General features: G+C 70.4%; 16 protein-coding genes. 13 read left to right on the top strand and 3 right to left on the bottom strand.

Going from position 1 to position 23643, the window contains the following annotated elements:
• Window positions 1–324: 324 nt before the first annotated feature.
• The gene (locus tag OCJ37_RS03475) at window positions 325–1689 is read right to left on the bottom strand and encodes a DUF2252 domain-containing protein (RefSeq protein ID WP_263112312.1); all 1365 of its coding nucleotides are present in this window, start codon (window positions 1687–1689) and stop codon (window positions 325–327) included.
• An 89-nt stretch (window positions 1690–1778) separates the two neighbouring features.
• Entirely contained in the window at window positions 1779–2951 is a 1173-nt protein-coding gene (locus tag OCJ37_RS03480) for an acetyltransferase domain-containing protein (RefSeq protein WP_263112313.1), read from the bottom strand.
• Between the two features lie 60 nt (window positions 2952–3011).
• Here OCJ37_RS03480 and OCJ37_RS03485 point away from each other — a divergent pair, with 60 nt between their 5' ends.
• Entirely contained in the window at window positions 3012–5198 is a 2187-nt protein-coding gene (locus OCJ37_RS03485) for a TonB-dependent siderophore receptor (RefSeq protein ID WP_263112314.1), read from the top strand.
• Window positions 5199–5262: 64 nt separating this feature from the next.
• Here OCJ37_RS03485 and OCJ37_RS03490 read toward each other — a convergent pair whose 3' ends face one another.
• Window positions 5263–5718 (bottom strand): nucleoside deaminase, encoded by a 456-nt coding sequence (locus OCJ37_RS03490; protein WP_263112315.1) that lies wholly within the window; start codon window positions 5716–5718, stop codon window positions 5263–5265.
• Between the two features lie 272 nt (window positions 5719–5990).
• On the opposite strand from OCJ37_RS03490, the gene OCJ37_RS03495 reads away from it, so the two are divergent.
• The 12 genes from OCJ37_RS03495 (at window position 5991) to OCJ37_RS03550 (ending at window position 22681) form a co-directional block, all read left to right on the top strand.
• Window positions 5991–7136, top strand: coding sequence for a porin (locus OCJ37_RS03495; protein WP_263112316.1), 1146 nt, complete (start codon window positions 5991–5993; stop codon window positions 7134–7136).
• A 158-nt stretch (window positions 7137–7294) separates the two neighbouring features.
• Window positions 7295–8056: a bifunctional demethylmenaquinone methyltransferase/2-methoxy-6-polyprenyl-1,4-benzoquinol methylase UbiE gene (gene ubiE / locus OCJ37_RS03500; protein ID WP_263112317.1), complete on the top strand. Its 762-nt coding sequence runs from the start codon at window positions 7295–7297 to the stop codon at window positions 8054–8056.
• A 125-nt stretch (window positions 8057–8181) separates the two neighbouring features.
• Window positions 8182–10122 (top strand): M1 family metallopeptidase, encoded by a 1941-nt coding sequence (locus OCJ37_RS03505; protein ID WP_263112318.1) that lies wholly within the window; start codon window positions 8182–8184, stop codon window positions 10120–10122.
• Window positions 10123–10354: 232 nt separating this feature from the next.
• On the top strand, window positions 10355–11344 hold the full coding sequence (locus tag OCJ37_RS03510) for an alpha/beta fold hydrolase (protein WP_263112319.1): 990 nt from the start codon (window positions 10355–10357) through the stop codon (window positions 11342–11344).
• Window positions 11341–12060 (top strand): hypothetical protein, encoded by a 720-nt coding sequence (locus OCJ37_RS03515; protein WP_263112320.1) that lies wholly within the window; start codon window positions 11341–11343, stop codon window positions 12058–12060. The genes OCJ37_RS03510 and OCJ37_RS03515 overlap by 4 nt, the downstream gene beginning before the upstream one ends.
• Before the next feature lie 53 nt (window positions 12061–12113).
• Window positions 12114–12677, top strand: a complete 564-nt coding sequence (locus OCJ37_RS03520) for an HAD family hydrolase (protein WP_263113571.1) — start codon at window positions 12114–12116, stop codon at window positions 12675–12677.
• 1018 nt (window positions 12678–13695) lie between these two features.
• Entirely contained in the window at window positions 13696–15705 is a 2010-nt protein-coding gene (locus tag OCJ37_RS03525; protein WP_263112321.1) for a methanol/ethanol family PQQ-dependent dehydrogenase, read from the top strand.
• Window positions 15702–17453: a quinoprotein dehydrogenase-associated putative ABC transporter substrate-binding protein gene (locus OCJ37_RS03530; RefSeq protein ID WP_263112322.1), complete on the top strand. Its 1752-nt coding sequence runs from the start codon at window positions 15702–15704 to the stop codon at window positions 17451–17453. Before OCJ37_RS03525 ends, OCJ37_RS03530 begins: the two co-directional genes overlap by 4 nt.
• Window positions 17454–17494: 41 nt before the next feature.
• A complete protein-coding gene (locus OCJ37_RS03535) occupies window positions 17495–18109 on the top strand; it encodes a c-type cytochrome (protein ID WP_263113572.1) in 615 nt (204 codons plus the stop codon).
• Entirely contained in the window at window positions 18106–19119 is a 1014-nt protein-coding gene (locus OCJ37_RS03540) for a beta-propeller fold lactonase family protein (RefSeq protein WP_263112323.1), read from the top strand. The genes OCJ37_RS03535 and OCJ37_RS03540 overlap by 4 nt, the downstream gene beginning before the upstream one ends.
• Before the next feature lie 46 nt (window positions 19120–19165).
• Window positions 19166–20275, top strand: a complete 1110-nt coding sequence (locus OCJ37_RS03545) for an S-(hydroxymethyl)glutathione dehydrogenase/class III alcohol dehydrogenase (protein ID WP_263112324.1) — start codon at window positions 19166–19168, stop codon at window positions 20273–20275.
• A gap of 15 nt (window positions 20276–20290) precedes the next feature.
• Window positions 20291–22681, top strand: a complete 2391-nt coding sequence (locus OCJ37_RS03550) for a TonB-dependent receptor (RefSeq protein ID WP_263112325.1) — start codon at window positions 20291–20293, stop codon at window positions 22679–22681.
• Window positions 22682–23643: the final 962 nt, after the last annotated feature.

Here is a 23643-nt window from a genome sequence, read left to right on the forward strand (position 1 = left end):
CAGCAGGCGAACCGGCACCTTGTGTGAGCGACTTCAGTCGCGACGGGCATTCCCGGTGAAGCCTCGTCGCGACCGAAGTCGCTCCTGCAGACGTTCCATCGGCAGACCGGATACGCAAGAAGGCACCGGCGCAGTGCGGCAGCGCGGCGCCGGTGCCGCGTGTTACGCGGCCACGACTGCCTGCCAGACGTCGGTTTCCCGGAAAACGTGTAGGAGCGGCTTCAGCCGCGACGAGGCTCCACCGGTAAAGCCTGTCGCGGCTGAAGCCGCTCCTACAGCCAAACATGCGTGCCCGGCGCCGCCTCACTGCGGGCATCCCCACACTCAATACAACGGCGTCCCCGCCTGGTACGCGGCCACGAAGCCCTGCCAGTCGAGCTGTACCTGCGCGGCATAGTCGAACGCGAACTGGCGCAGTTCGGCTTTCAGCCCGCTCTTGCTGCTGGCCGCCGCGTCGATCTGCTTGTCGATGCTGTAGCTCACCACCGCCGGATCGTAGTCCTGGTCGGCCAGCGCGTGCGCCGAGGCCAGCGCCTGGCCCAGGTAGGTGGCGGCGGTGGCCAGCTTGCCGGCGCTGCTCAGCGCGGCCGGGTCCAGGTCTTCCTGGAACGGCGATTTCTCGTGCACGTAGAACGGCACGCCGGCGACGCTGGCGTAGCCGATCAGCACGTCGGCATCCAGGGTCTGCGCCTTGGCGGTGCGCGCCACGCGCGCGCCTTCGTGGTTGTCGTAGCTGGAAGCGGGCATCTGCGACGGTGCGGCGGCGGCGACCACGCTGGCCGCTTCCTGCTTCCATTCCAGGATCACGTCGTCGCCGGTCGCGGCGCTGGCGCCTTCGACCAGCACGTACAGCCGCTTGCGGCCGAGGCTGCCGGTGCCCGAGCCGAGTTTCTGGCGCACGTCCTTGACCGTGTAGTAGCTCGCTGCATGGCGCTTGGACGCGGCGATCGAGGCGACATAGCCGTTCATCGCGGCGCCGACCGCGGCGTAGGTGGCGCTGTCCACCGCGACCAGGTTGTCCAGGGACTGGAACGTGCGCTTGCCGCCACTGACGGCGGTGTACTTGCCCAGCAGGCCGCTGCGGCTCTTGCCGTCGGCGCTGTCGATGGCCTTGGCCACCACGCCGCTGGTGTTGCTCTTGCCGAGCTGGAAGCTCTTCTCGGCGTCGCTGCCCTTGAAGTCGCCGATCTTGTCCAGGTAGGCGCCGACCATGGTGTCGATCGCGCTGCCGATGTCGCTGTCGGACAGGCCGTTGTCGCGACCGGCCAGGACCATGCTCGCCGCCAGCCGGCGCAGGTCCCACACGTACTGGCCGAGATGGCCCTCGTCGAAGTCGGCGACGTGGAACACCGCCTTGCCGCTGCTGTCGCGCGCGGCGTCGAAGTTGCCGACGTGGGTGTCGCCGCCGAGCCAGGTGTAGCCGGTCTGCGGCGTGGTCCACAGCGAGGCCGGCCAGGTGGTCATGTCCTGGTAGAACAGATGATCGGTGCCGCGATAGAACGCGTAGGCGCTGCCGGCCATCGTCGCCATCTTGGTGTCCAGCTCGGCCTGCTGCGCGGCGTAGGGATGGTTGTAGTCGCGGATCTGCTGCACCACCCAGGCGTCGCGCTGGCTGGCGGCGGTGGCGCAGCCGGCGGTGGCGGCCAGGATCAGGCCGATCAGCAGCAGGCGCGGCAGGCGGGTGGGCATCGTGGGTCTCCAGGCGCGGACAGGGACGCCAGTCGAGCATGCCGGCATTGCACGGCGATGAATCGCCGGCCGCCGCGCCGCGTCGCCCGCTAGAGGTAGCGCAGCCAGGCCAGGTCGCGGCGCCGCGCCTTCAGCCGCGCGAACGCGGCGACCGGCCAGTACAGCGCCAGCCCCAGCACCGCGGCGATCGCCCACAGCGCGGCCACGCTGTCCACGCCGAACAGCGTGCCCTGGTTCGGCCCCCAATGCGCCAGCGCGGCCAGGTACAGCAGCCTCAGCACGTACAGGTGCAGCAGGTAGAAGAACATCGGCGCCGCGCCGATCGTGGCCAGCGGCGCCAGCGCCCGCGCCAGCCGCGGCTGCTCGTACAGGCGCAGCAACAGCAGGCCCACGCCCAGGGTCAGCAGCAGGAACAGCAGCGACGGCGGGTACTTGGTCACGTTGAAGAAGCGCATCGCGGTATGCACGACGTCGGCATCGGCATGCCATGGCGCATCGCCGTAGCCGTTGTGCCAGCGCACCAGGTGGAACAGCGCCAGCGCGCCGAGCCCGCAGGCCAGCAGCCGGCGCTGCCGTTGCGCCGGCGCGGTGGCGGCGCCGTACCAGGGGCCGGCCGCATAGCCCAGCGCGATCACCCCGATCCACGGCAGCAGCGGATACGAGGTGCGCAGGCGCAGTTCGCCCAGCTGCAGCCAGCCGCGATCGTGCAGCACCGCCCAGGCCGTGGCCAGCGGGCCGTCGCCGGCCACGTGCACGCCATCGAGCAGGTTGTGCCCGGCCACCAGCGCCGCGCCGAGCAGCGCCAGCAGCGGCCGCGGCAGCCACAGCAAGGCCGCCAGCGCCAGCATGCTCAGCCCGATCGCCCAGATCACCTGCAGGTAGACCACCTGCGGCGGGAAGGCGAAGGTCCAGGCGAAGTTGACCAGGGTCAGTTCCAGCACGACCAGGAACAGCCCGCGCTTGAGCAGGAACCCCGCCGCCGCGGCGCGGCCGTGCGGCTGCCGCGCCGCGTACAGCCACGCCGACAGCCCGGTCAGGAACACGAACACCGGCGCGCACAGGTGCGCCAGCAGGCGCGCCACGAACAGCGCCGGCGCGGTGCGCTCCACGTCCAGCGGATCGCCGACCGGGTGGTGCAGGTAGAAGGTCTCGCGCACGTGGTCGAGCAGCATCAGCAGCATCACCGTGCCGCGCAGCAGATCGATCGAGGCCAGGCGCGAGGAGGGGAGGGAGGGCGGAGCGGCGAGGGAAGCAGAAGACATGCGGTGCGGTTCGTGCGAGTATTGAAATAATATAACATTACTTCTCAGGTGCCTCGCTCCATGTCGCCACGTTCGCCGCATTCCCTGTCCCTTGTCGCCGCACTGCTGGCCGGCCTGAGCGCCGGCCCGGCCGAGGCCGATGCGCTCGCCGACGCCGCGGCGGAGTCGGCCGCGGAGGCCGACCCAACCGAACTGGATGCGGTGCGCGTGGTCGGGCGCCGCGACTCGGGCACCTACTACGCCGACGCCACCCAGGGCAGCAAGACCGGCCTGAGCCTGCGCCAGCTGCCGCAGTCGGTGCGGGTGCTGCCGCGGCAGGCGATCGACGACCTGGGCGCGGCGCACCTGGACGGCACGCTGGACTACGTCGGCGGTATTTCGCGGCAGAACGGCTTCGGCGGGCTGTGGGACAACTTCGCGGTGCGCGGCCTGCCAGGCAACGAGAACACCGGCAGCGCGACCCTGCTCAACGGCCTGTCCGGCAACCGCGGCTACAACGCCCCGCGCGACACCGCCAACGTCGAGGCGATCGAGTTCCTGAAGGGGCCGGCCGCCGCGCTGTACGGCAGCAGCGAACCCGGCGGCACGCTCAACGTCGTCACCAAGCTGCCGCAGTGGCGGCCGGCCACCGCGCTGGAGCTGTATGCCGGCTCCCACGATGCGTACCGGGCCGCGGTCGACAGCACCGGCCCGCTCGGCGCCGACGTCGCCTACCGGCTCAACCTCGCCGCCGAGGAAAAGCACAGCTTCCGCGATGTCGTGCACATCCGGCGCCGTTTCCTCGCGCCGGCCCTCACCTGGCGCCTGGGCGAGGCCACCACCTTGAACTACAACGGCGAGTGGCTGCGGCACCGCGCGCCGCTGGACCGCGGCACGGTCGCGGTGCGCGGCGACCTGCGCGCGCTGCCGCGCTCGCGCTTCCTCGGCGAGCCGGGCGACGGCGACGTGCAGGTCGAGAACCGCAACCATCAGCTGCTGCTGCGGCACGACTTCTCCGATGCGTGGAGCGGGCTGCTCGCCGCCTCGCGCCGCGACGGTTCGCTGCGCGGCCATTCCACCGAACCCAGCGCGGTGCAGGCCGACGGCCGCACGCTGTGGCGGCAGCGGCGCTGGCGCGACTTCGCCTCGCACGACAGCGCGCTGCAGGCCGAACTGCGCGGCCAGGCGCGCAGCGGCGCCTGGCGTCACGATCTGCTGGTGGGGATGGAGGCGTACGACTTCGTGCTCGACCAGCGCATGCTGCGGGTCCGCCCGACCGCGGCCGCGCCGTATGCGCTGGACCTGTTCGCGCCGGTCTACGGTCAGCCGCTGCCGACGCCGCTGCCGTTCGTCGACACCCACGAGCGCCAGCGCAACGCCGCGCTGTACCTGCAGGATGCGGTGGCGTTGAACGCGCAGTGGACGCTGCTGCTGGGCCTGCGCCACGACCGCTACCGGCAGACCCTGCGCGACGCGCGCAGCGGCGGCCGCTACACGCAGACTCCGGCTAGGACCACGCCGCGGATCGGGCTCAGCTATGCGCCGGGCGAGCAGTGGTCGTGGTACCTCAACGCCGGGCGCTCGTTCCGCCCCAACAACGGCTCCGACGTGTGGTACGGCACCGCCACCACCAGCGCGCCGGCGCCGGAGACCGGGCGCGCGCTGGAGCTGGGCGGCAAATGGCAGGCGCGCGACGGCCGCCTGGGCGGCACCCTGGCGCTGTACGAGATCGTCAAGGACAACGTGCTCACCGGCGATCCGCGCAACCCCGGCAACCAGATCGCCGCCGGCCGCGTGCGCAGCCGCGGCGCCGAGGCCGACCTGTCCGGCCAGCTCGGCGCGCACTGGCGGATCAACGCCAGCGCCTCGTGGAACCGGGTGCAGGTGCTGCGCGACAACACGCTGCAGGTCGGCGGCGGCCTGATCAACGTGCCCAGGCTCAACGGCAGCCTGCTGGCGGTGCACGAGACGCCGCTGCCCGGCGGTGGCCTGCTTGGCGTCGGCGGCGGCATCACCCATACCGGCGCGCGGCTGGCCGAGGCCTACACCCAGGCGCAGGCCGATGCCGGCGTCGCGCCGGCGCGGCTGCCGGCCTACACCGTGGCCAAGCTGCTGGCGTACTGGCGCGTCGACGCGCGGCTGCGGGTGTCGCTGGACGTGGACAACGTGTTCGACCGCGGCTACTACACCAGTTCGGTCGCGGCGACGCCGTGGGTGGCGGTCGGCGCGGCGCGCACGCTCACCCTCGGCGCGCAGTACCGGTTCTGAGTCCGCTGCCGCCGGCCTCGCGCGGGCGCCGCGCGGCGCCTGCGGGCAGGCTGGCGCGCCGCGCTCAGTCCTCGCCGATGTCCTCGTTCCACACGTCCGGATGGGCGGCGATGTAGCCGCCGAGCAGGTCGATGCATTCCTGGCTGTGCAGGTCGATCACCTCGACCCCGCTGTCGCGCAGCCAGTCGATGCCGCCCTGGAAGGTCACCGATTCGCCGACCACCACGGTGCCGATGTTGAACTGGCGCACCAGGCCGCTGCAGTACCAGCACGGCGCCAGCGTGGTGACCATGATGGTGTCCCTGTAGCGGCGCTGGCGCCCGGCCTTGCGGAACGCGTCGGTCTCGCCATGCACGGAAGGATCGCCTTCCTGCACGCGGCGGTTGTGGCCGCAGCCGAGCAGGCGACCGTCGTTGTGGTACAGCGCCGCGCCGATCGGGATGCCGCCCTCGGCCAGGCCCTGGCGGGCCTCGGCGATGGCGGTGTCGAGCAGGGCGCGGTAATCGGGCGTGGCGATCATCGAGTGCGGCTTCCGTGGTGTGAGGATCGCCATAGTGCGCACGGCCGCGCGGGCTGTCACCACCGGTCGCGGGCGGGAGGCGGGATCTGCGCACGGTCTTCGCGCACGGCGCCGGCCTGCGTGCGCCGCCGGTACGCATGCGGCCGGCGTCGGCGTGCTGCTTTACTTGCCGCGCAAATAGGACTATGAACGCTCTACCCCACCCCCCGCACCGCCGGCTCGGCGCAGGCCGTGCTGCAGAAACGCTGTTGTCCGATTGCAGGAGACACGCGATGCATACCACGATGTGGAAAGGGCTCGGCGGTCTGGCCGTGGCCGCAGGGGTGGCGACCGGCGCGCAGGCGCAGGACCAGGACCAGGAAAAGGCGCAGGGGCTGCAGTGGAGCGACGGCGCGGCCAGCGCCTCGCTGTACGGCACGCTGGACATCGGCTACGTCGGCCGTCGCGGCGGCAACGGCGCGGTCGCCGATACCGGCACCGAGCACGACCTGCAGAGCGCGGCCGGCTCGGACGGCAGCAACGTCGGCCTCAAGCTCGGCTACGCGCTGGGCGGCGGCACCCGCCTGATCGGCGAGGTCGAGGTCGGCGTCAACCTGGCCGGCGACGAGGAGGCCGGCAGCGGCGGCGATACGTTCTACACCCGCCATGCCTGGCTGGGCGCGACCGGCGGCTGGGGCACGCTGCTCGGCGGCACCGTCGACGGCGGGCGCGCCGCGGTGCTCAAGCAGTACGACCCGTTCAAGGGCCGCTCCGTGGCCAGCGCCGGTGCGCTGCAGGTGGTGGTGTCGCGGGCCAAGGACGCGGTGGTCTACGTCACGCCCACCTGGCGCGGCTTCAACGCCACTTTCGCCTATACGCCCAACCTGCTCGGCGTGAGCGACCGCGACAGCCGCAGCCCGCTGTATGCGGTGATCCTGGCCTACAACAAGGGGCCGCTGAGCATCGGCTACGACCACGAGGAAGAATGGTGGGAGGACGTGCCCGGCCTGACCCGGCTCAAGATCAATCTGCTCGGCGCCAGTTACGATTTCGGTCCGCTCAAGCTGTACGGGTTCTACGAGCGCATCGACATCCAGCAGCCGTTCGACGTCGCCGCGCTCGGCTTCTACCACGAGCACAAGGGCTATCTGCTGGGGTTCACCGCGCCGATGGGCGCCAACGGACTGTGGAAGGCGGCATGGAGCCGGCGCGATTCGTCCTACGTGGACAACACCTGCGACAAGTGGGGCGTGGGCTACCAGCACGCGCTGTCGGCCAAGGCCTATCTCTACGCCGACTACGCGCGCATCCACAACGACGCCGGCGGCACCTGCACGATCGCCTACAGCAACGAGCAGACCTCGGCCGACCTCGGCCAGGGCGATGCCGGCGGCTACGGCATCGAGGGCGTGGACTTCGGCCTGGTGCTGAAGTTCTGAGGACCGCGCCGACGGCCGCGCGCGCCTTGCCGCGCGCGGCGCTGGCGTGCGCGCGCCGGGGCAGGCGTCGCGCGGCTGGCGGGCCGCCGGTCGGCTCAGTGGCGGCTGCGACCGACCGCCGCGGGCCACGGCGGCGCCAGCAGTGCGATAATCCCGGCATGAGCGAATCCCCCTACAAGACCGGCACCACCCATTTCGGCTTCCGCGACGTCGCCGCCAAGGACAAGCAGAAGCTGGTCGGCGAGGTGTTCACCTCGGTCGCCGGCAACTACGACCTGATGAACGACCTGATGAGCCTGGGCATCCATCGGGCCTGGAAGCGCTATTTCGTGGCCACCGCGCAGGTCAAGCCGGGCGACCGCGTGCTCGACCTGGCCGGCGGCACCGGCGACATCGCCGCGCTGCTGAAGGAGCGGGTCGGCGACGAGGGCGCGGTGGTGCTGGGCGACATCAACGCCGGCATGCTCTCGGTGGGCCGCGACCGGCTGACCAACCGCGGCCTGGTCGCGGGCCTGGACTACGTGCAGTGCAATGCCGAGGCGCTGCCGTTCCCGGACCAGAGCTTCGACCTGGTGACCATCGCCTTCGGCCTGCGCAACGTCACCGACAAGGACGCGGCGCTGCGCGAGATGTACCGGGTGCTGAAGGTCGGCGGGCAGGCGCGGGTGCTGGAGTTCTCCGCGGTCACCGCCGACTGGTTCAAGCCGATCTACGACTTCCATTCGTTCAAGATCCTGCCGCGCCTGGGCCAGCTGTTCGCCAAGGACGCCGACAGCTACCAGTACCTGGCCGAGAGCATCCGCAAGCACCCGCCGCAGGACGCGCTGAAGGGCATGATGGCCGAGGCCGGCTTCGAGCGCAGCCACTACAAGAACCTGACCGGCGGCATCGTCGCGATCCACTCCGGCTATCGGATTTAGGCCGGGATTGGGGATTCGGGAGTGGGGATTCGCAAAAGCAGCGCGCTTCTACGAATCCCCACTCCCGAATCCCCAATCCCCGCTTCCAGTAAACTGCCGGTTTCCCCGATCCGGTGCTGTCCGCCATGCGTTCCCCGTTCCTGTTGCTGTCCCTGGCCGCGGTCATCGCGACCGGGTGTTCCCGCGAAGCTCCGACCGAAGCCGCCGCTCCCGCCGCCAAGCCCGCGCCCGCCGCCGCCGTGAAACCCGCCGACCGCAGCCACGACGAAAGCTCCTACGCCGAGCCGGGCAAGGTCGTGATCAAGGACCTGGCGCTGGACCTGAAGCTGGATTTCGACAGCAAGCAGATCGGCGGCACCGCCACCTACACGCTGGACTGGAAGGACAAGGGCGCCAAGCAGCTGCTGCTGGACACGCGCGAGCTGACCATCGAGAACGTGCAGGGCGACGACGGCAAGGGCAACCTGGCGCCGCTGCAGTACGCGCTGGCGCCGGCCGACAAGATCTACGGCAGCAAGCTGACCATCGAAGCGCCGAACCAGCCGCAGAAGGTCACCATCGCCTACCACACCGCGCCGACCGCTTCGGGCCTGCAGTGGCTGGAACCGTCGATGACCGAGGGCAAGCAGCTGCCCTTCATGTTCAGCCAGTCGCAGGCGATCCACGCGCGCAGCTGGGTGCCGCTGCAGGACACGCCGAGCGTGCGCTTCACCTACAGCGCGCACGTGACCTCGCGTCCCGACGTGATGGTGCTGATGAGCGCCGACAACGATCCGAAGGTGGCGCGCGACGGCGACTACACGTTCAAGATGCCGCAGCCGATCCCGTCCTACCTGCTGGCCATCGCCGCCGGCGACCTGGTGTTCAAGCCGGTCTCGGCGCGCTCGGGCATCTGGGCCGAACCGTCCATGGCCGACAAGGCGGCCAAGGAGTTCGAGGACACCGAGAAGATGATCGTCGCCGCCGAAACGCTGTACGGTCCGTACCGCTGGGGCCGCTACGACATGCTGGTGCTGCCGCCGTCGTTCCCGTTCGGCGGCATGGAGAACCCGCGCCTGACCTTCGCCACCCCGACCGTGATCGTCGGCGACAAGTCGCTGGTGTCGCTGATCGCGCACGAACTGGCGCACAGCTGGTCCGGCAACCTGGTGACCAATGCCAGCTGGAAGGACATCTGGCTCAACGAAGGCTTCACCACCTACGTGCAGGCGCGCATCACCGAGGCGCTGTACGGCGCCGAAGCGGCGGAGATGGAGCGCGAGATCGACCAGACCGACCTGCTCGCCGAGGTCAAGGACATGAGCCCGGCCGACCAGGCGCTGGCGCTGCCGGCGCTGACCGAGCGCGATCCGGACGATGCGCTGAGCCAGGTCGCCTACGTCAAGGGCGCGTGGTTCCTGCAGTTCCTGGAGCAGCGCTTCGGCCGCGCCACCTTCGATCCGTTCCTGCGCGGCTGGTTCGACGACCACGCGTTCCAGAGCGCCAACACCGACCAGTTCGTCGCGTATCTGAAGAAGAACCTGCTGGCCAAGAAGCCCGACGCGGTGAGCGAGGCCGAACTGCACGCGTGGCTGGACGAGCCGGGCATCCCGGCGTTCGCGCAGAAGGCGCGTTCGCGCAGCTTCGCGATGGTCGATACCGCGCGCATCGCCTGGACCGGCAGCGGCACCTTGCCGACCAAGCAGGTCACCGACGCCTGGACCACCCAGGAGTGGGTGCGTTTCCTCAGCGGCCTGGGCGCCACGCTCACCCCCGAGCAGCTCAAGCAGCTCGACGGCGCCTACCACTTCACCGGCACCGCCAACGGCGAGATCGCGATGCGCTGGTATCCGCTGGCGATCCGCAGCGGCTACGCCGAGGCGCGTCCGGCCGCCGGCGAGTTCATCGCCCGCGTCGGCCGCCGCAAGCTGATCCTGCCGATCTACGCCGAGCTGGTGAAGACCCCGGATGGCCTGGCCTTCGCCAAGCAGGTCTTCGCCCAGGCCAAGCCCGGCTACCACCCGATCACCACGGTGTCGGTGGAGGACATGCTGGCCAAGGCCGACAAGGGCGCCGCCGCGTACTGAGGCGGCGCGCCGAGAGAGGCAGCCTCCTGTGGGAGCGACTTCGGTCGCGACGGCTTTACCGATAAAGCCCGTCGCGACCGAAGCCGCTCCCACATTGGTTGGTAAATGCCCCGAAGGTTGGTAGAACGCCCCGAGCGTCCGCCATGACAGGCCGTCCCATGCAGGACTTGGCGCAGGCCGGGGCCGCATGCGAAGGTAGGCGCATGCCACGTTTCCGGTTCCCGGCTCTTCCATGTTGCTGACGGCGGTGTTGCTGCTGTTGCTGGGCCTCGTCGTGGCCGTGCTCGTGGTGCTGCTGCTCGGCCTGCTGTTCGCCGTGCATCGCGATCCGTTCCTGCTGGTGCGCCTGGAAGGCCTGCGCCTGCGCCGCGGCAGCGGCCTGCAGCGCGGCCAGGCGCAGGTCGCCGGGCATCGCTGGACCTATCTGCATCGCGCCGCGGCCGACCCCGCCGCGCCGACCCTGTTGCTGGTGCATGGCTTCACCGGCAGCAAGGAGAACTGGTTGCCGCTGGCGCGCGTGCTCGGCGCGCGCTATCACCTGTTCATTCCCGACCTGCCCGGCTGGGCCGAGAGCCAGCGCATCGACGGGCAGGACTACGGCTTCGCCGCGCAGGCCGAGCGCGTGGCCGCGTTCGCTGCGCAGTGCGTGCGCCGCGCCGGCAGCGAATGCGTGCTGGTCGGGCATTCGATGGGCGGCGGCATCGCCGCGCTGGCCGCCGCGCGCCACCCCGACGTGTTCGATCGCGTCGGCCTGCTCAATGCGGCCGGCGTGCGCTTTTCCGACAACGCCTTCGGCCAGGCGGTGCTGGACGGCGACAATCCGTTCGCGGTGCACGACGCCGATTCGCTGCGCCGCTACATCGACACGGTGTTCCTGCTGGAGCCGAGCAAGCCGCGCATCCCGTCCTGGGCGGTGCCGTCGATCGTCGCCTGGCGCCGCCGCGAGGCCGGCTTCGAACAGCAGGTGCTGGCGCGGATCGGCCGCAGCGACGAAGCGTTCCTGCCGTTCGACGACGCGGCGCAGATCCGCCAGCCGGCGCTGCTGCTGAACTGCGTGCAGGACGCGGTGATCGATGCCAGCGCGCTGGCGCTGTACGCCACGCGCGTGCCGCAGGCGATCCAGGTGCTGCTCGACGGCAGCGGCCACATGTCCATCGTCGAGAAACCGAACGAGGTCGCGCAGGCGATCGATGACTTGATCCAACGAGGAGTCCCCCGATGAAACGCATCTTGCTCGGCGCGTTGTGCGCCGTCGCCCTGGCCGGTTGCGGCGACCACGAGGCCGAGCGCAAGGCGCAGGCCGCCGCCGAGGCGCAGGCCAAGGCGCAGGCCGCCGAGGACCTGGCCAAGCAGTACGACGCCGCGGTGAAGTCCGGCAACTGGGACCTGGCGCGGATCCATGGCGCGGCGCTGCTGCAGCAGTATCCCGGCACCGACGCGGCCGAGCGCATCGAGCCGGGTTACGCCGAGGTCAAGGCCAAGGGCGAGGCGGCGCGCGAACTGCGGCGCATGCAGGCGGCCTGGGAGTATTCGCAGGTGCCGGCCGGCAAGGGCACGCAGCGCTCGGCGATGCTGTACAGCCGCGACAAGGTCGACGTGGACGGCAGCGGGCCCAAGCCGGTGCAGCTGGTGTTCCGCGATCACCCGGAGTGGAAGCGCAGTGCCTACCTGGTGCTGCAGGCCGGCGATTTCCGCTGCGCCGGCGGCTGCAAGGTGCAGCTGAAGGCCGACGACGCGGCGCCGCGCGCGGCCGCGGCGTGGCGCCCGAACACCGACGAGGCGATCGCGATGTTCATCAGCGACGACAAGGCGCTGTGGAAGCTGGCGCGCAAGACCACGGTGCTGCAGATCGAATTCCCGGTGAAGGCCGGCGGCACGCGCACGGCGGTATTCGAGACCGGCGGCCTGGACGGATCGCAGATGCCGGGATGGGATTGAGCGCGACCCCAGCCGCCGCGCGCCTGCGGCAGGTGCGGCACTGGGTGTTCGACATGGACGGCACGCTGACCTGCGCGGTGCACGATTTCGCGCTGATCCGCCGCGAGCTGCAGATCCCGGAACAGGCCGACATCCTGCAGCACCTGGCCGCGCTGCCGGCCGGGCAGGGCGCGGCCAAGCACGCCTGGCTGCTGGAGCACGAGCGCACACTGGCGTTGCAGGCGGTCGCCGCGCCCGGCGCGCCGGCGCTGTTGCGCACGTTGCACGCGGCCGGTTGCCGGCTGGCGGTGCTGACCCGCAATGCGCAGGAACTGGCGCGGTTGACGCTGCAGGAGATCGGGGTCGAGGACCTGTTCGAGCCGGCCGCCATCCTCGGCCGCGACGAGGCGCCGCCCAAGCCGCATCCGGGTGGCCTGCAGCAGCTGGCCGCGCACTGGGGCGTGGCGCCGCACGCGCTGGCGATGGTCGGCGACCATGCCTACGACCTGCAATGCGGGCGCGATGCCGGCGCGACGACGGTGCTGTTGCATGCGGACAATGCGTGGCCGGCGTTGGCCGATCTGCATTTCGCGGACTGTGCTTCGTTGTTGGCGTGGTGGCGGGACGTGGCCGGGTAGGGTGTTCGGGAGCGGCGGCGTAGCATTGCGGTCGCGCTGGGTGCCGTTCGGTAACCTGGTAACACGTCAGTAGGAGGGACCTCAGTCCCGACGCTACCGCCGTGCGGACCGGCTTCCCGGGCCCATGCGTCGTCTGGATTGCCAATCTTTGCATCCTTCGGACCGTAGAAGGGGATGCAAGCAAGGCAAAGCAAGGCAAAGCAAAGCAAGGCAAAAGCTTTCGCCTGCGGCGAGTTACTTTTCTTTGCTTGTGCAAAGAAAAGTAACCAAAAGAAGCGCTTCACCACAGCCGAAGGCTGGTCAAGCACACCCCGCCTCCGCGCCCTCCGCGCTGCGCGCTCCGGGTCCGCGAATAGGCCGGGATTCGCGGAAGGGGCATCCTGCCCCTGCCGCGAACGGCGCACATCCATGTGCGCCGCCCTTCGGGTTTTTCCCGGCCTATTCGCCGCTGCGTAAGGGACCCCGAAAGCCCAAGGCAACAGCAACAACAAATGCCAGAGCCGTAGCCGTAGCCGAAGCCGAAGCCGAAGCCGTAGCCGTAGCCGTAGCCGTAGCCGAAGAGCCTACGGCTGCGGGCGTAGCGATTTGTCGCCGCTGGGGTTTTTCGGCGCTGCCGATGCAGCAATCCCTGTGGCGCAGCAGTGGCGCTCAATCCTGCAAGGAGCCAGGCACATACCTGTAGATGCGCATCAGTAGCCTGGTTTGCGGATCGGTTCGGCGCCTGCACTGGATTCTTCCGGGCATCCGGTCGTTTCTGCTTGGCACACGCTCTTCTCCCGGTTGCGCCAACCGCGATACAGGCGGGTGGCACAAAGTGTGCCGTTCCCGATACAGCGCGGCCAGGGCGCGAGGGCGCATGTGCGCCTTCGCAACGTCCGACCCCTGCGGCGCCTGGGATGGCGCGGTGCAGCAGGGCGATGGCACGTCGATTGCTCGCTCTCTCCCGATGTTTCCGCATCCCGCCGCGCCGGCCGTCCGACGGTGAGCGCCACGGCACTTCAACGAGGGGAGTAGAACGATGCACAGTCTTCCATGTCGTACCCGTACCTGGACGCTGCTCGCGCTGGCCACCGCGCTGGTGCTGGCCGGTTGCAAGAAGCAGGAAGAGGCCGCGGCGCCCGCCGCGCCCGCAGCGCAGCAACCGGCCGCCGCCGCGCCGGCCGCGGTGGCCGACACCGACAGCGAGTTCGCCACCACCGCCAGCAATCCCGACAACTGGGGCGGCATCGGCCGCGATTTCGCGCTGACCCGGCACAGCCCGCTGGCCGAGATCAACCGCGACAACGTCAAGAACCTGAAGATGTCGTGGGAAATGAAGACTGACGCCACGCGCGGCCACGAAGGCCAGCCGCTGGTGATCGGCAACATCATGTACATGGTCAGCGCCTATCCGAACAATGTGTTCGCGATCGACCTGGCGGCGCAGGAGGACGGCGGCAAGGTGCTGTGGAAATACACCCCGCAGCAGGACGAGCGCTCGGTGGCGGTGGCGTGCTGCGACACGGTCAACCGCGGCGCCTCCTACGCCGACGGCAAGCTGGTGTTCGGCAGCCTAAGCGGCGACGTGATCGCACTCGACGCCAAGACCGGCAAGGAAGTGTGGAAGCAGAAGATGGCGCACCCGGACAAGGGCGAGACCATCACCATGGCGCCGATCGTCGCCGACGGCAAGGTCGTCGCCGGCATCAGCGGCAACGAGTTCGGCGTGCTTGGCCGCGTCGCGGCGTATTCGCTGGCCGACGGCAAGCAGGTGTGGTCGTGCGACGCCGCCGGCAGCGACAAGGCGATCTGCCTGGGCGCGGACTTCAACAAGGCCAATCCGCAGCACGGCCAGCTCGGCGACCTGGGCATCAAGACCTTCCCCAACGAGGAATGGAAGCGCGGCGGCGGCGCCGCCTGGGGCTGGTACAGCTACGACCCGAAGCTGAAGCTGGTCTACTACGGCACCGGCAATCCCGGCCTGTGGAGCCCGTCGTACCGCTGCGGCAAGACCACGCAGGAGGAGTGCAACAACGGCGAGCACGACAACAAGTGGTCGATGACCCTGTTCGCGCGCAAGATCGACACCGGCGAAGCGGTGTGGGGCTACCAGAAGACGCCGTTCGACCAGTGGGACTACGACGGCATCAACGAGCCGATCCTGGTCGACCTGACCATCGACGGCAAGCAGGTGCCCTCGGTGGTGCAGTTCGACCGCAACGGCTTCGCCTACGTGCTCGACCGCCGCGACGGCACGCTGCTGCGCGCGCACAAGTTCGTGCCGGCCAACTGGGCCGAGAGCATCGACATGAAGACCGGCCGCCCGATCAAGGTCGCCGCGCATTCGCCGCTGGAGCGCGGCAAGAAGGTGCAGGCGTTCCCGTCGGCGATGGGCGGCAAGGACCAGCAGCCGTGCTCGGTGGATCCGGCCAATGCGGCGGTGTTCTTCTGCGGCACCAACAACTGGCACATGGAACTGGAGCCGCAGGAGCGCGGCAACACCATGATGGGCCTGCCGTACGTGTTCGCCAACGTGATGATGAAGCCCAACGAGCCCGGCGCGCTGGGCATCGTCAAGGCGTTCGACGTGGTCGAAGGCAAGTCCAAGTGGGAGATCAAGGAGAAGTTCCCGGTGTGGAGCGGGACCCTGGTCACCGACGGTGGGCTGGTGTTCTACGGCACGCTCGACGGCTGGTTCCGCGCGGTGGACAAGGACACCGGCAAGAAGCTGTGGGAGGCCAAGCTGCCGTCGGGCATCATCGGCAACCCGATCGCCTACAAGGCCAACGGCCACCAGTACGTGGCGGTGTTCTCCGGCATCGGCGGCTGGATCGGCCTGCCGGTCGCCGGCGGCCTGGACCCGGGCGATCCGTACGGCGCGCTGGGCGCGGCCGGGCTGGCCTTCAGCAACGGCTTCGACAAGATCCCGTTGGGCGGCATGGTGCACACCTTCCGCCTCGACGGCGCCGGCAAGACCGTCACCCCGACCGCCACCGCCACCGCTGCGGCGGGCGGGGCGCCGGCCGCCGTGGCCAAGACCGCGCGATGAGCCGGCGGCCACGCGCCCCCGTCGCCAGCGGCCGCCGTGAGGCGGTCGCTGCGCGACGCCCGTACCAGGGCGCGCGCGCCGTGTTGCTGCTTTGCAGCCTCGGACTCGTCGCCGCAGGTTGCACGCGCGAGCCGTCGTCCGCGACGGCTCGCGTTCCTGAGGCCGCGTCCGCTGCGGCCGCCAAGCCGGCGCCGGCGACGCCCGCCACCGCGCTCCCCGCCGATGCGGCGGTGCTGCGGGTCTGCGCCGATCCGGGCAACATGCCGTTGTCCAACCGTGCCGGCGAAGGCTTCCAGAACAAGATCGCGCAGGTCCTCGCCGAGGCGATGGGCCGGCGCCTGCAGTACGAGTGGCGCACCTACTACCAACGCGGGTTGGCGCGCAGCACGATCAACGCCGGCAAGTGCGACGTGCTGATGGACATGAACAGCGATTTCGAGATGGGCCTGCCCACGCGTCCGCTGTACCGCTCCACCTATGTGCTGGTGACCCGCAAGGGCCTGGCGCTGCAGCCGGCGTCGCTGGACGATCCGGCGCTGAAGAAGCTGAAGATCGGCGTGTTCCAGAGTTCGCCGGCGCGGCAGGCGCTGTACGACCACGGCGTGACCGGCGAGGTGCAATACCTGTTCTACGATTCGGCGACCGCGCCGGAAGAGCATCCCGGCAAGCTGGCCGAACGCGTCGCCGGCGGCCAGCTCGACGCCGCCGAATCGTGGGGGCCGGTCGCCGGCTACTACGCCGCGCGCGGCGGCCTGGGCGTGGTGCCGTTGAACGTCGTCGACGACGAAGTGCTGGAGTATTCGATGGCGTGGGCGGTGTCGCGCAAGAACGCCGCGTTGCGCGATGCGCTGAACGAGGCGATGCAGCGCAGCGCCGGCAGGATCGAGGCGATCCTGCGCGAGTACCACGTGCCGCTGGTGGCCTGCGCCGATTGCGTCGTCGACGGCGACCTGCGCTCGCACGGCAGCTATGCCGCGCCGGCCGAGGACACCGCGACGCCGAGTCCGCAGGCATCCTCGGACATGCTGGCAAAACTGCAGCTGCGCATCGCCGACGGCGCCGACCCGAACCAGGAACTGGCGCATGCGCTCGACGCCGGCGATGGCGTGCGCGTGGCCTGGCTGCTGCGCCACGGCGCCAATGCCGACCGGCCCAACCTGCTGGGCGAGCCGCCGCTGCACCAGGCGATCCGCAACCAGGCGCCGGTGCTGGTCGGCGAACTGCTGGCCGCCGGCGCCAACGTGGAGACCCGCGACGGCAACGGCTGGACGCCACTGATGAAGGCAGCGTGGTCCAACGACGCGCAGAGCCTGAAGCAACTGCTGGCGCGCCGGGCCAAGGTCGAGGTGGTGTCCCACGACGGCTGGACCGCGCTGGATCTGGCGATCTCCTATGCCGACGCCGACCTGGTGCAGGCGCTGCTCGGCGCCGGCGCCAACGTGCGCCGCAGCAATCCGGCCGGGTTCACCCCGGTGATGTTCGCGGTGGCACGCAACGATCCGAAGATCCTCGACGCGCTGCTGGCGCGCGGCGCCGAGGCCGACCGGCCCAACCGCGCCGGCGTCACCCCGCTGATGCTGGCCGCCGCCGCCGGCCGCGAGGAGGCCACCCGCCGCCTGCTCGCCGCCGGCGCCAATGCCGGCACCCGCGACGCCGACGGCAAGACCCCGGCGGCGCTGGCGCAGCAGCGCGGCGACGCGCAACTGGCGCAACTGCTGACGGAGGCCGAACACCGACGCACGCAATGACCGCCGTTCCCGTCCTGCGCATGCCGCGTCCGCGGCATGCCATTCCCCACAGACCGTCCCGCCAAGGTTCTTCTCCCATGCGCAATGCCGTCGTCCGTTCCTGCATCGTCCCGAAACTGCTGCACCTGCCCCTGTTCGCACTGACCCTGGCCCTGGCCGCCTGCGGCAAGGAGCCTGCGCCTTCCGCGTCCGCCGCCGCGCCAGCGCCCGCTGCGGCTGCACCCGCCGCACCCGCGCCTGCGCCCGGCGCCGCCCCGGCGGCTGCGCCGGCCGCTGCGGCTGCGACCCCGCCGCCGGCCGCGGTCACCCCGATCCCGAAGGGCGCCCCGGTGAAGGTGACCCCGGAACTCGCCGCCGAGGGCAAGAAGATCTTCCTGTCGGCCGGTTGCAGCGCCTGCCACGGCGGCACCGGTGGCGGCGGCATGTGCCCGCCGCTGACCAACGACGTGTGGATCTACGGCCACGACGACGACACCCTGCGCGCGCTGATCAACGAAGGCACCGCCGGCATGACCGCGCACGGCAAGGTCCGGGTCGGCCACGAGAAGGTGGTGGGGCAGATGCCGCCGTTCGCGCCGGTGCTCAAGGAGGGCGACACCGAGAAACTGCTGGCCTTCATCCACTCGGTCAACAAGACCGCGGGTTCGGCTCCATGACGCCAGGGGCACGACGCACGCTCACGGCGCTGGCGCTGCTGCTGGCCGCGGCGGCCTGCCAGCGCGCGCCGGCGCCCGCCGCCGGCGCCGACGCCGGGCAGTCCGCCACGCCGGCGGCGGCGCTGGCGTACGTGCCGAACCAGCGCGCCGGCACCATTTCGGTGATCGACACCGGCAAGGACGTGGTGCTGCGCACCTTGTCCGCGCAGGGCCAGCTCGGCAAGCGCCTGCAGCAGGTCCTGCCCGGGCCGGCCGGGCACCTGTACGTGATCGACGCGCAGGGCCACCGGCTGCTGGAACTGGATACGGTGCAGGACCGGATCCTGCGCAGCGTGGACATCGGCGAGAACGCCGAGGGCATCGCGCTGTCGCCGAACGGCGACCAGTTCGCGGTGTGCGTGGAAGGGCAGAACCAGGTGATGCTGATCGATCCGGCCAGCTTCGCGATCGGCGCGCGCATCGCCACCCAGGGCCAGGCGCCGGAGCACTGCGTGTACAGCCCCGACGGCGCGCTGCTGCTGACCAGCAACGAAGGTTCCGACGATCTGGACGTGATCGACCTGAAGGCGGGCAAGTCCACCGGCGTCATCGCCACCAGCGGCCATCCGCGCGGCATGGCGTTCGCCCCGGACGGCAACACCGCGTACGTGGCGCAGGAATCGGCCAGCGTGGTCGACGTGGTCGACCTGGTCGCGCGCCGGCGCGTGGCCAGCATCCCGGCCGGGCAACGCACCGCCGGCATCGCCATCTCGCGCGACGGCAGCCGCGTCTACGCCTCCAACGGCGGCGCCGGCACGGTCAGCGTGATCGATCCGGCGGCGCGCAGCTCCCTGGCCGAGATCCCGGTCGGGCAGCGTCCGTGGAATCCGGCGCTCAGCGCCGACGGCAAGAAGCTGTACGTGGCCAATGGCCGCTCCAACAGCGTGAGCGTCATCGATACGGCGACGATGAAGGAGATCAAGCAGATTGCGGTGGGCGAGATGCCCTGGGGCGTGGTCATCGCGCGCTGAGGCGAGGGGCGCATGCGGCGCGGCAGCAGGATGTGGGGAGAGGTGAATGAAGACGCGAGCCGCGGTCGCCTGGGCGGCGAACCAGCCGCTGGCCATCGAGGAAGTGGATCTGCAGCCGCCCAAGGCCGGCGAAGTGCTGGTGCGCATGGTCGCCAGCGGCGTCTGCCAGAGCGACGCCAGCACCCTGTCCGGCGCCGATCCCGATGCCGCGTTCCCGGTGATCCTGGGCCAGGAAGGCGCCGGCGTGGTCGAGGAGGTCGGCATCGGCGTGGGCAGCGTGCGCCCCGGCGACCACGTGATCCCGCTGTACATGCCCGAATGCGGCGTGTGCAAGTTCTGCCGTTCCGGGCGCACCAACCTGTGCCAGGCGATCCGCGCCAGCCAGGACCGCGGGCTGATGCCCGACGGCAGCAGCCGCTTCTCGCACCGCGGGCGGCCGATCCTGCACTACATGGGCACCAGCACCTTCGCCGAGTACACCGTGCTGCCGGAGATCGCGGTGGCCAAGATCCATCCGTCGGCGCCGCTGGACAAGGTGTGCCTGCTCGGCTGCACGGTCACCACCGGCATCGGCGCGGTGCTCAACACCGCGCGGGTGCGGCCCGGCGACAGCGTGGCGGTGTTCGGGCTGGGCGGCATCGGCCTGTCGGTGGTGCAGGGCGCGGTGATGGCGCGCGCCGGGCGCATCATCGTGGTCGACATCAACCGCGACAAGTTCGAACTGGCGCGCGCGCTGGGCGCCACCGATTGCCTGGACCCGAAGGATTTCGGCGCGCCGGTGCAGCAGGTGATCGTCGATCTCACCGACGGCGGCGCCGACCACAGCTTCGAATGCGTCGGCGACGTGCGCGCGATGCGCGCGGCGCTGGAGTGCTGCCACAAGGGCTGGGGCGAGAGCATCATCCTGGGCGTGGCGCCGAGCGCGCAGGAGATCAGCACGCGGCCGCTGCAGCTGGTCACCGGCCGCGCCTGGCGCGGCAGTGCGTTCGGCGGGGTCAAGGGCCGCAGCGAACTGCCGGCCTACGCCGAGCGCTACCTGGCCGGCGAGATCCGCATCGACGAACTGATCAGCGAGACGCTGCCGCTGCAGGACATCAACCGCGCCTTCGATGCGATCCGCGAGGGCCGCGGCATCAAGTCGGTTGTACTCTACTGAAACCAAGGAGCAGGCATGCGCAGACGAAATGGACGCACCATCCCGCAGGCCAGCGCGCTGGCGCTGGCCGTCGCCGCCTCGGTCGCCCTGGCGCCGGCCGCCGCGCAGACCACGGTCAATGCCGGCGATGCGCAGATCACCGCATTGGACCGGGTCGAGGTCACCGCCACGCCGATCCCCGGCACGCTGATCGACGCCGACCACCTGCCGTACACGGTGCAGACCGCCAACGCCGACGACATCGCGCGCAGCCAGGCCGGCAACCTCACCGACTTCCTGCTGCGGCAGATGAACGGCGTGGACACCAACGAAGTGCAGGGCAGCCCGTTCCAGACCGACCTCACCTTCCGCGGCTTCCGCGCCTCGGCGCTGCCCGGTGCCTCGCAGGGCGTGTCGGTGTACCTGGACGGGGTGCGCATGAACGAGCCGTTCGCCGACATCGTCAGCTGGGACATGATGCCGGAGGCGGCGATCCGCAGCGTCGCGCTGATGCCCGGCTCCAATCCGCTGTTCGGTCCCAACACGCTCGGCGGCGCGCTGGCGTTCACCACCCAGTCCGGCCTGACCGCGCCGGGCCTGCGCGCGGACCTGTCGTTCGGCAGCGGCGCGCGCAAGCGCCTGGACGCGTCCTACGGCTATGCCGGCAGCGACGGCCTGCACGCCTTCGTCGCGGTCACCGGCTTCGACGAGGACGGCTGGCGCGACGCCTCCGAAGGCCGCCTGGGCACCGTGTTCGGCAAGCTGGGGCGGCAGGGCGAGACCACCGACTGGGACGTGTCGCTGCTGCATGGGCGCAGCCGCCTGATCGGCAACGGCCTGCTGCCCAGCGGCCGCTACACCGACGACGGCGTCGCGCCGGGCCTGTACGAAGCCGACCGCGAGGCGGTCTACACCTCGCCGGACCTGACCCGCAACCGCAACACGCTGCTGACCGCGCAGTTCGACCACCGCTTCGATGCGGACACTGCGCTGCACCTGCTGGCGTACTACCGCGAAGGTCGCCGCAACACGGTCAACGGCGACATCAACGAGGACTACGAGGAATTCGTCGAGGAATGCGCCGACGGCTATGCCGCCGACGGCACCCCGCTGGACGACGACTGCGAGGTGCCGCGCGACGAGGCCGACGCGCTGCACAGCGGCGTGCTCAACACCACGCAGATGCGCCAGCGCGCCGAGGGCGTGGCACTGAATTTCAGCCGCCAGGCCGGCGCGCATGCGCTCAGCCTCGGCGCCACCTACGACCGCAACCGGGTGCGCTACCGGCAGTACGAACAGGAGGGTTTCGTGCAGGACGACCGCTCGGTCGCCGCCGATCCGGACGAGGAGCGCGAGTTCTTCTCCGGGGTCAGCGGCCGCAGCAGCACGCTGGGCGTGTTCGTCGCCGACACCTGGGAAGTGAGCGAGGCCACGCACGTGACCGGCGCGCTGCGCTGGAACCGGGTCGAGGTCAGCAACGTGCTGTCCACCGCCGAGGACGGCGCGCTGCCGCGCGAGCGTTTCGTGTTCGCCAAGGCCAACCCGTCGCTGGGCATCACCCAGCGCCTGGGCGGCGGCTTCACCGCCTTCGCCTCGGCCTCGCAGAACAGCCGCGCGCCGACCGCGATCGAACTGGGTTGCGCCGATCCGGAACAGCCGTGCCGGCTGCCGACCGGGCTGCAGGCCGACCCGCGCCTGGAGCAGATCGTCTCGCGCACCTACGAAGTGGGGCTGCGCTGGAACCCGTCGCCGGACCAGGCCTTCAACGCCTCGCTGTACCGGGCCGACAACCGCGACGACATCCTGTTCCTGCGCGCGCCGAACACCCAGCTGGGCTACTTCGACAACGTCGACCGCACCCGCTACCAGGGCGCGGACCTGAGCTACCGCGCCAACAGCGGCGCGCTGCGCTGGTTCGCCGGCTACAGCTACCTGGATGCGACCTACCGCAGCGACGGCGAACTGCAATCGGGCGAACGCACCATCGACCTGCATCCGGGCATGCGCATCGCCGGCCTGCCGCGCAACACGCTGAAGCTGGGCCTGGAATGGCAGGCGCTGGCGCACCTGGCGCTGGGCGCGGACCTGCGCGCGTTCTCGCCGCGCGTGGCCAGCGGCAACGAGGACGGCCTGGTCGAGAATGCGGAGGAGGGCGAGGACACGGCGCGCCACGACCTGTCCACCGGCGGCTACGCATTGATCGACGTGCACGGCACCTGGCAGATCGCCGAGGGCCTGTCGCTGTACCTGCGCGTCAACAACCTGTTCGATCGCCGCTACGAGACCTATGCGGCGATCGCCGAGGACCTGTTCCCCGACGGCGCGCTGGCGCGCCCGCAGGACGCCGCGGTCGAGGACGGCCCCTCGCGCTTCGTCGCCCCCGGCGCGCCACGCCAATACCAGCTCGGCCTGCGCTGGCGGTTCTAGGCGGGCGCGCAGCGCTTGCGCCGGTTCGCGGTGCCGCGCAGCACGGGCGTGCGGCTGTTGCTCGCGAACGCGTCACGCCGCCCTCGGCCCGCCAAGCCAAGGATTCTTGTAGGAGCGGCTTCAGCCGCGACATCGCAGCCGGAGAGCATCCGGCTCCGGCGGCAGTCGGGACTGACGTCCCTCCCACAAGAGCCGTGCAGATGGCCTCGACGTGTTGATTCCGTGGAAGCACGAGAACAGCCCGCCGCGGCTTCCCGGACGACGCTTCGCCAGGCCGAGGCTTTTGTAGGAGCGGCTTCAGCCGCGACATCGCAGCCGGGAGAGCATCCGGCTCCGGTGCCAGTCGGGACTGAAGTCCCTCCCACAAGAGCCATGCAGATGGCCTCGACCTGGTGATTCGTGGAAGCACTTAGAACAGCCCCGTCGCGGCTTCCCGGACGACAGTTCGCCAGGCCCGGGCTTTTTGTAGGAGCTGCTTCAGCCGCGACATCGCAGCCGGAGAGCATCCGGCTCCGGTGCCAGTCGGGACTGAAGTCCCTCCCACAAGCGCCGTGCAGATGGCCTCGAACTGTTGATTCCGTGGAAGCACGAGAACAGCCCCGCCGCGGCATCCCGGGCGACAGTTCGCCAGGCCCGGGCTTTTTGTAGGAGCGGCTTCAGCCGCGACATCGCAGCCGGAGAGCATCCGGCTCCGGCGGCAGTCGGGACTGAAGTCCCTCCCACAAGAGCCATGCAGATGGCCTCGACGTGTTGATTCCGTGGAAGCACGAGAACATCCCGCCGCGGCTTCCTGGACGACGCTTCGCCAGACCAAGGACGTGTTGTGGGAGCGACTTCAGTCGCGACATCGAAGCCGAAATGCAGCCGGCTTCGGTAGCGGTCGGGACGGCCGCTCCCCCGGCGACGGTGTGGACGAACATCGCCCATGGACGAGGGCTTTTTGTAGGAGCGGCTTCAGCCGC

It is taken from the genome of Xanthomonas sp. AM6, from assembly GCF_025665335.1.
Classification (GTDB): domain Bacteria; phylum Pseudomonadota; class Gammaproteobacteria; order Xanthomonadales; family Xanthomonadaceae; genus Xanthomonas_A.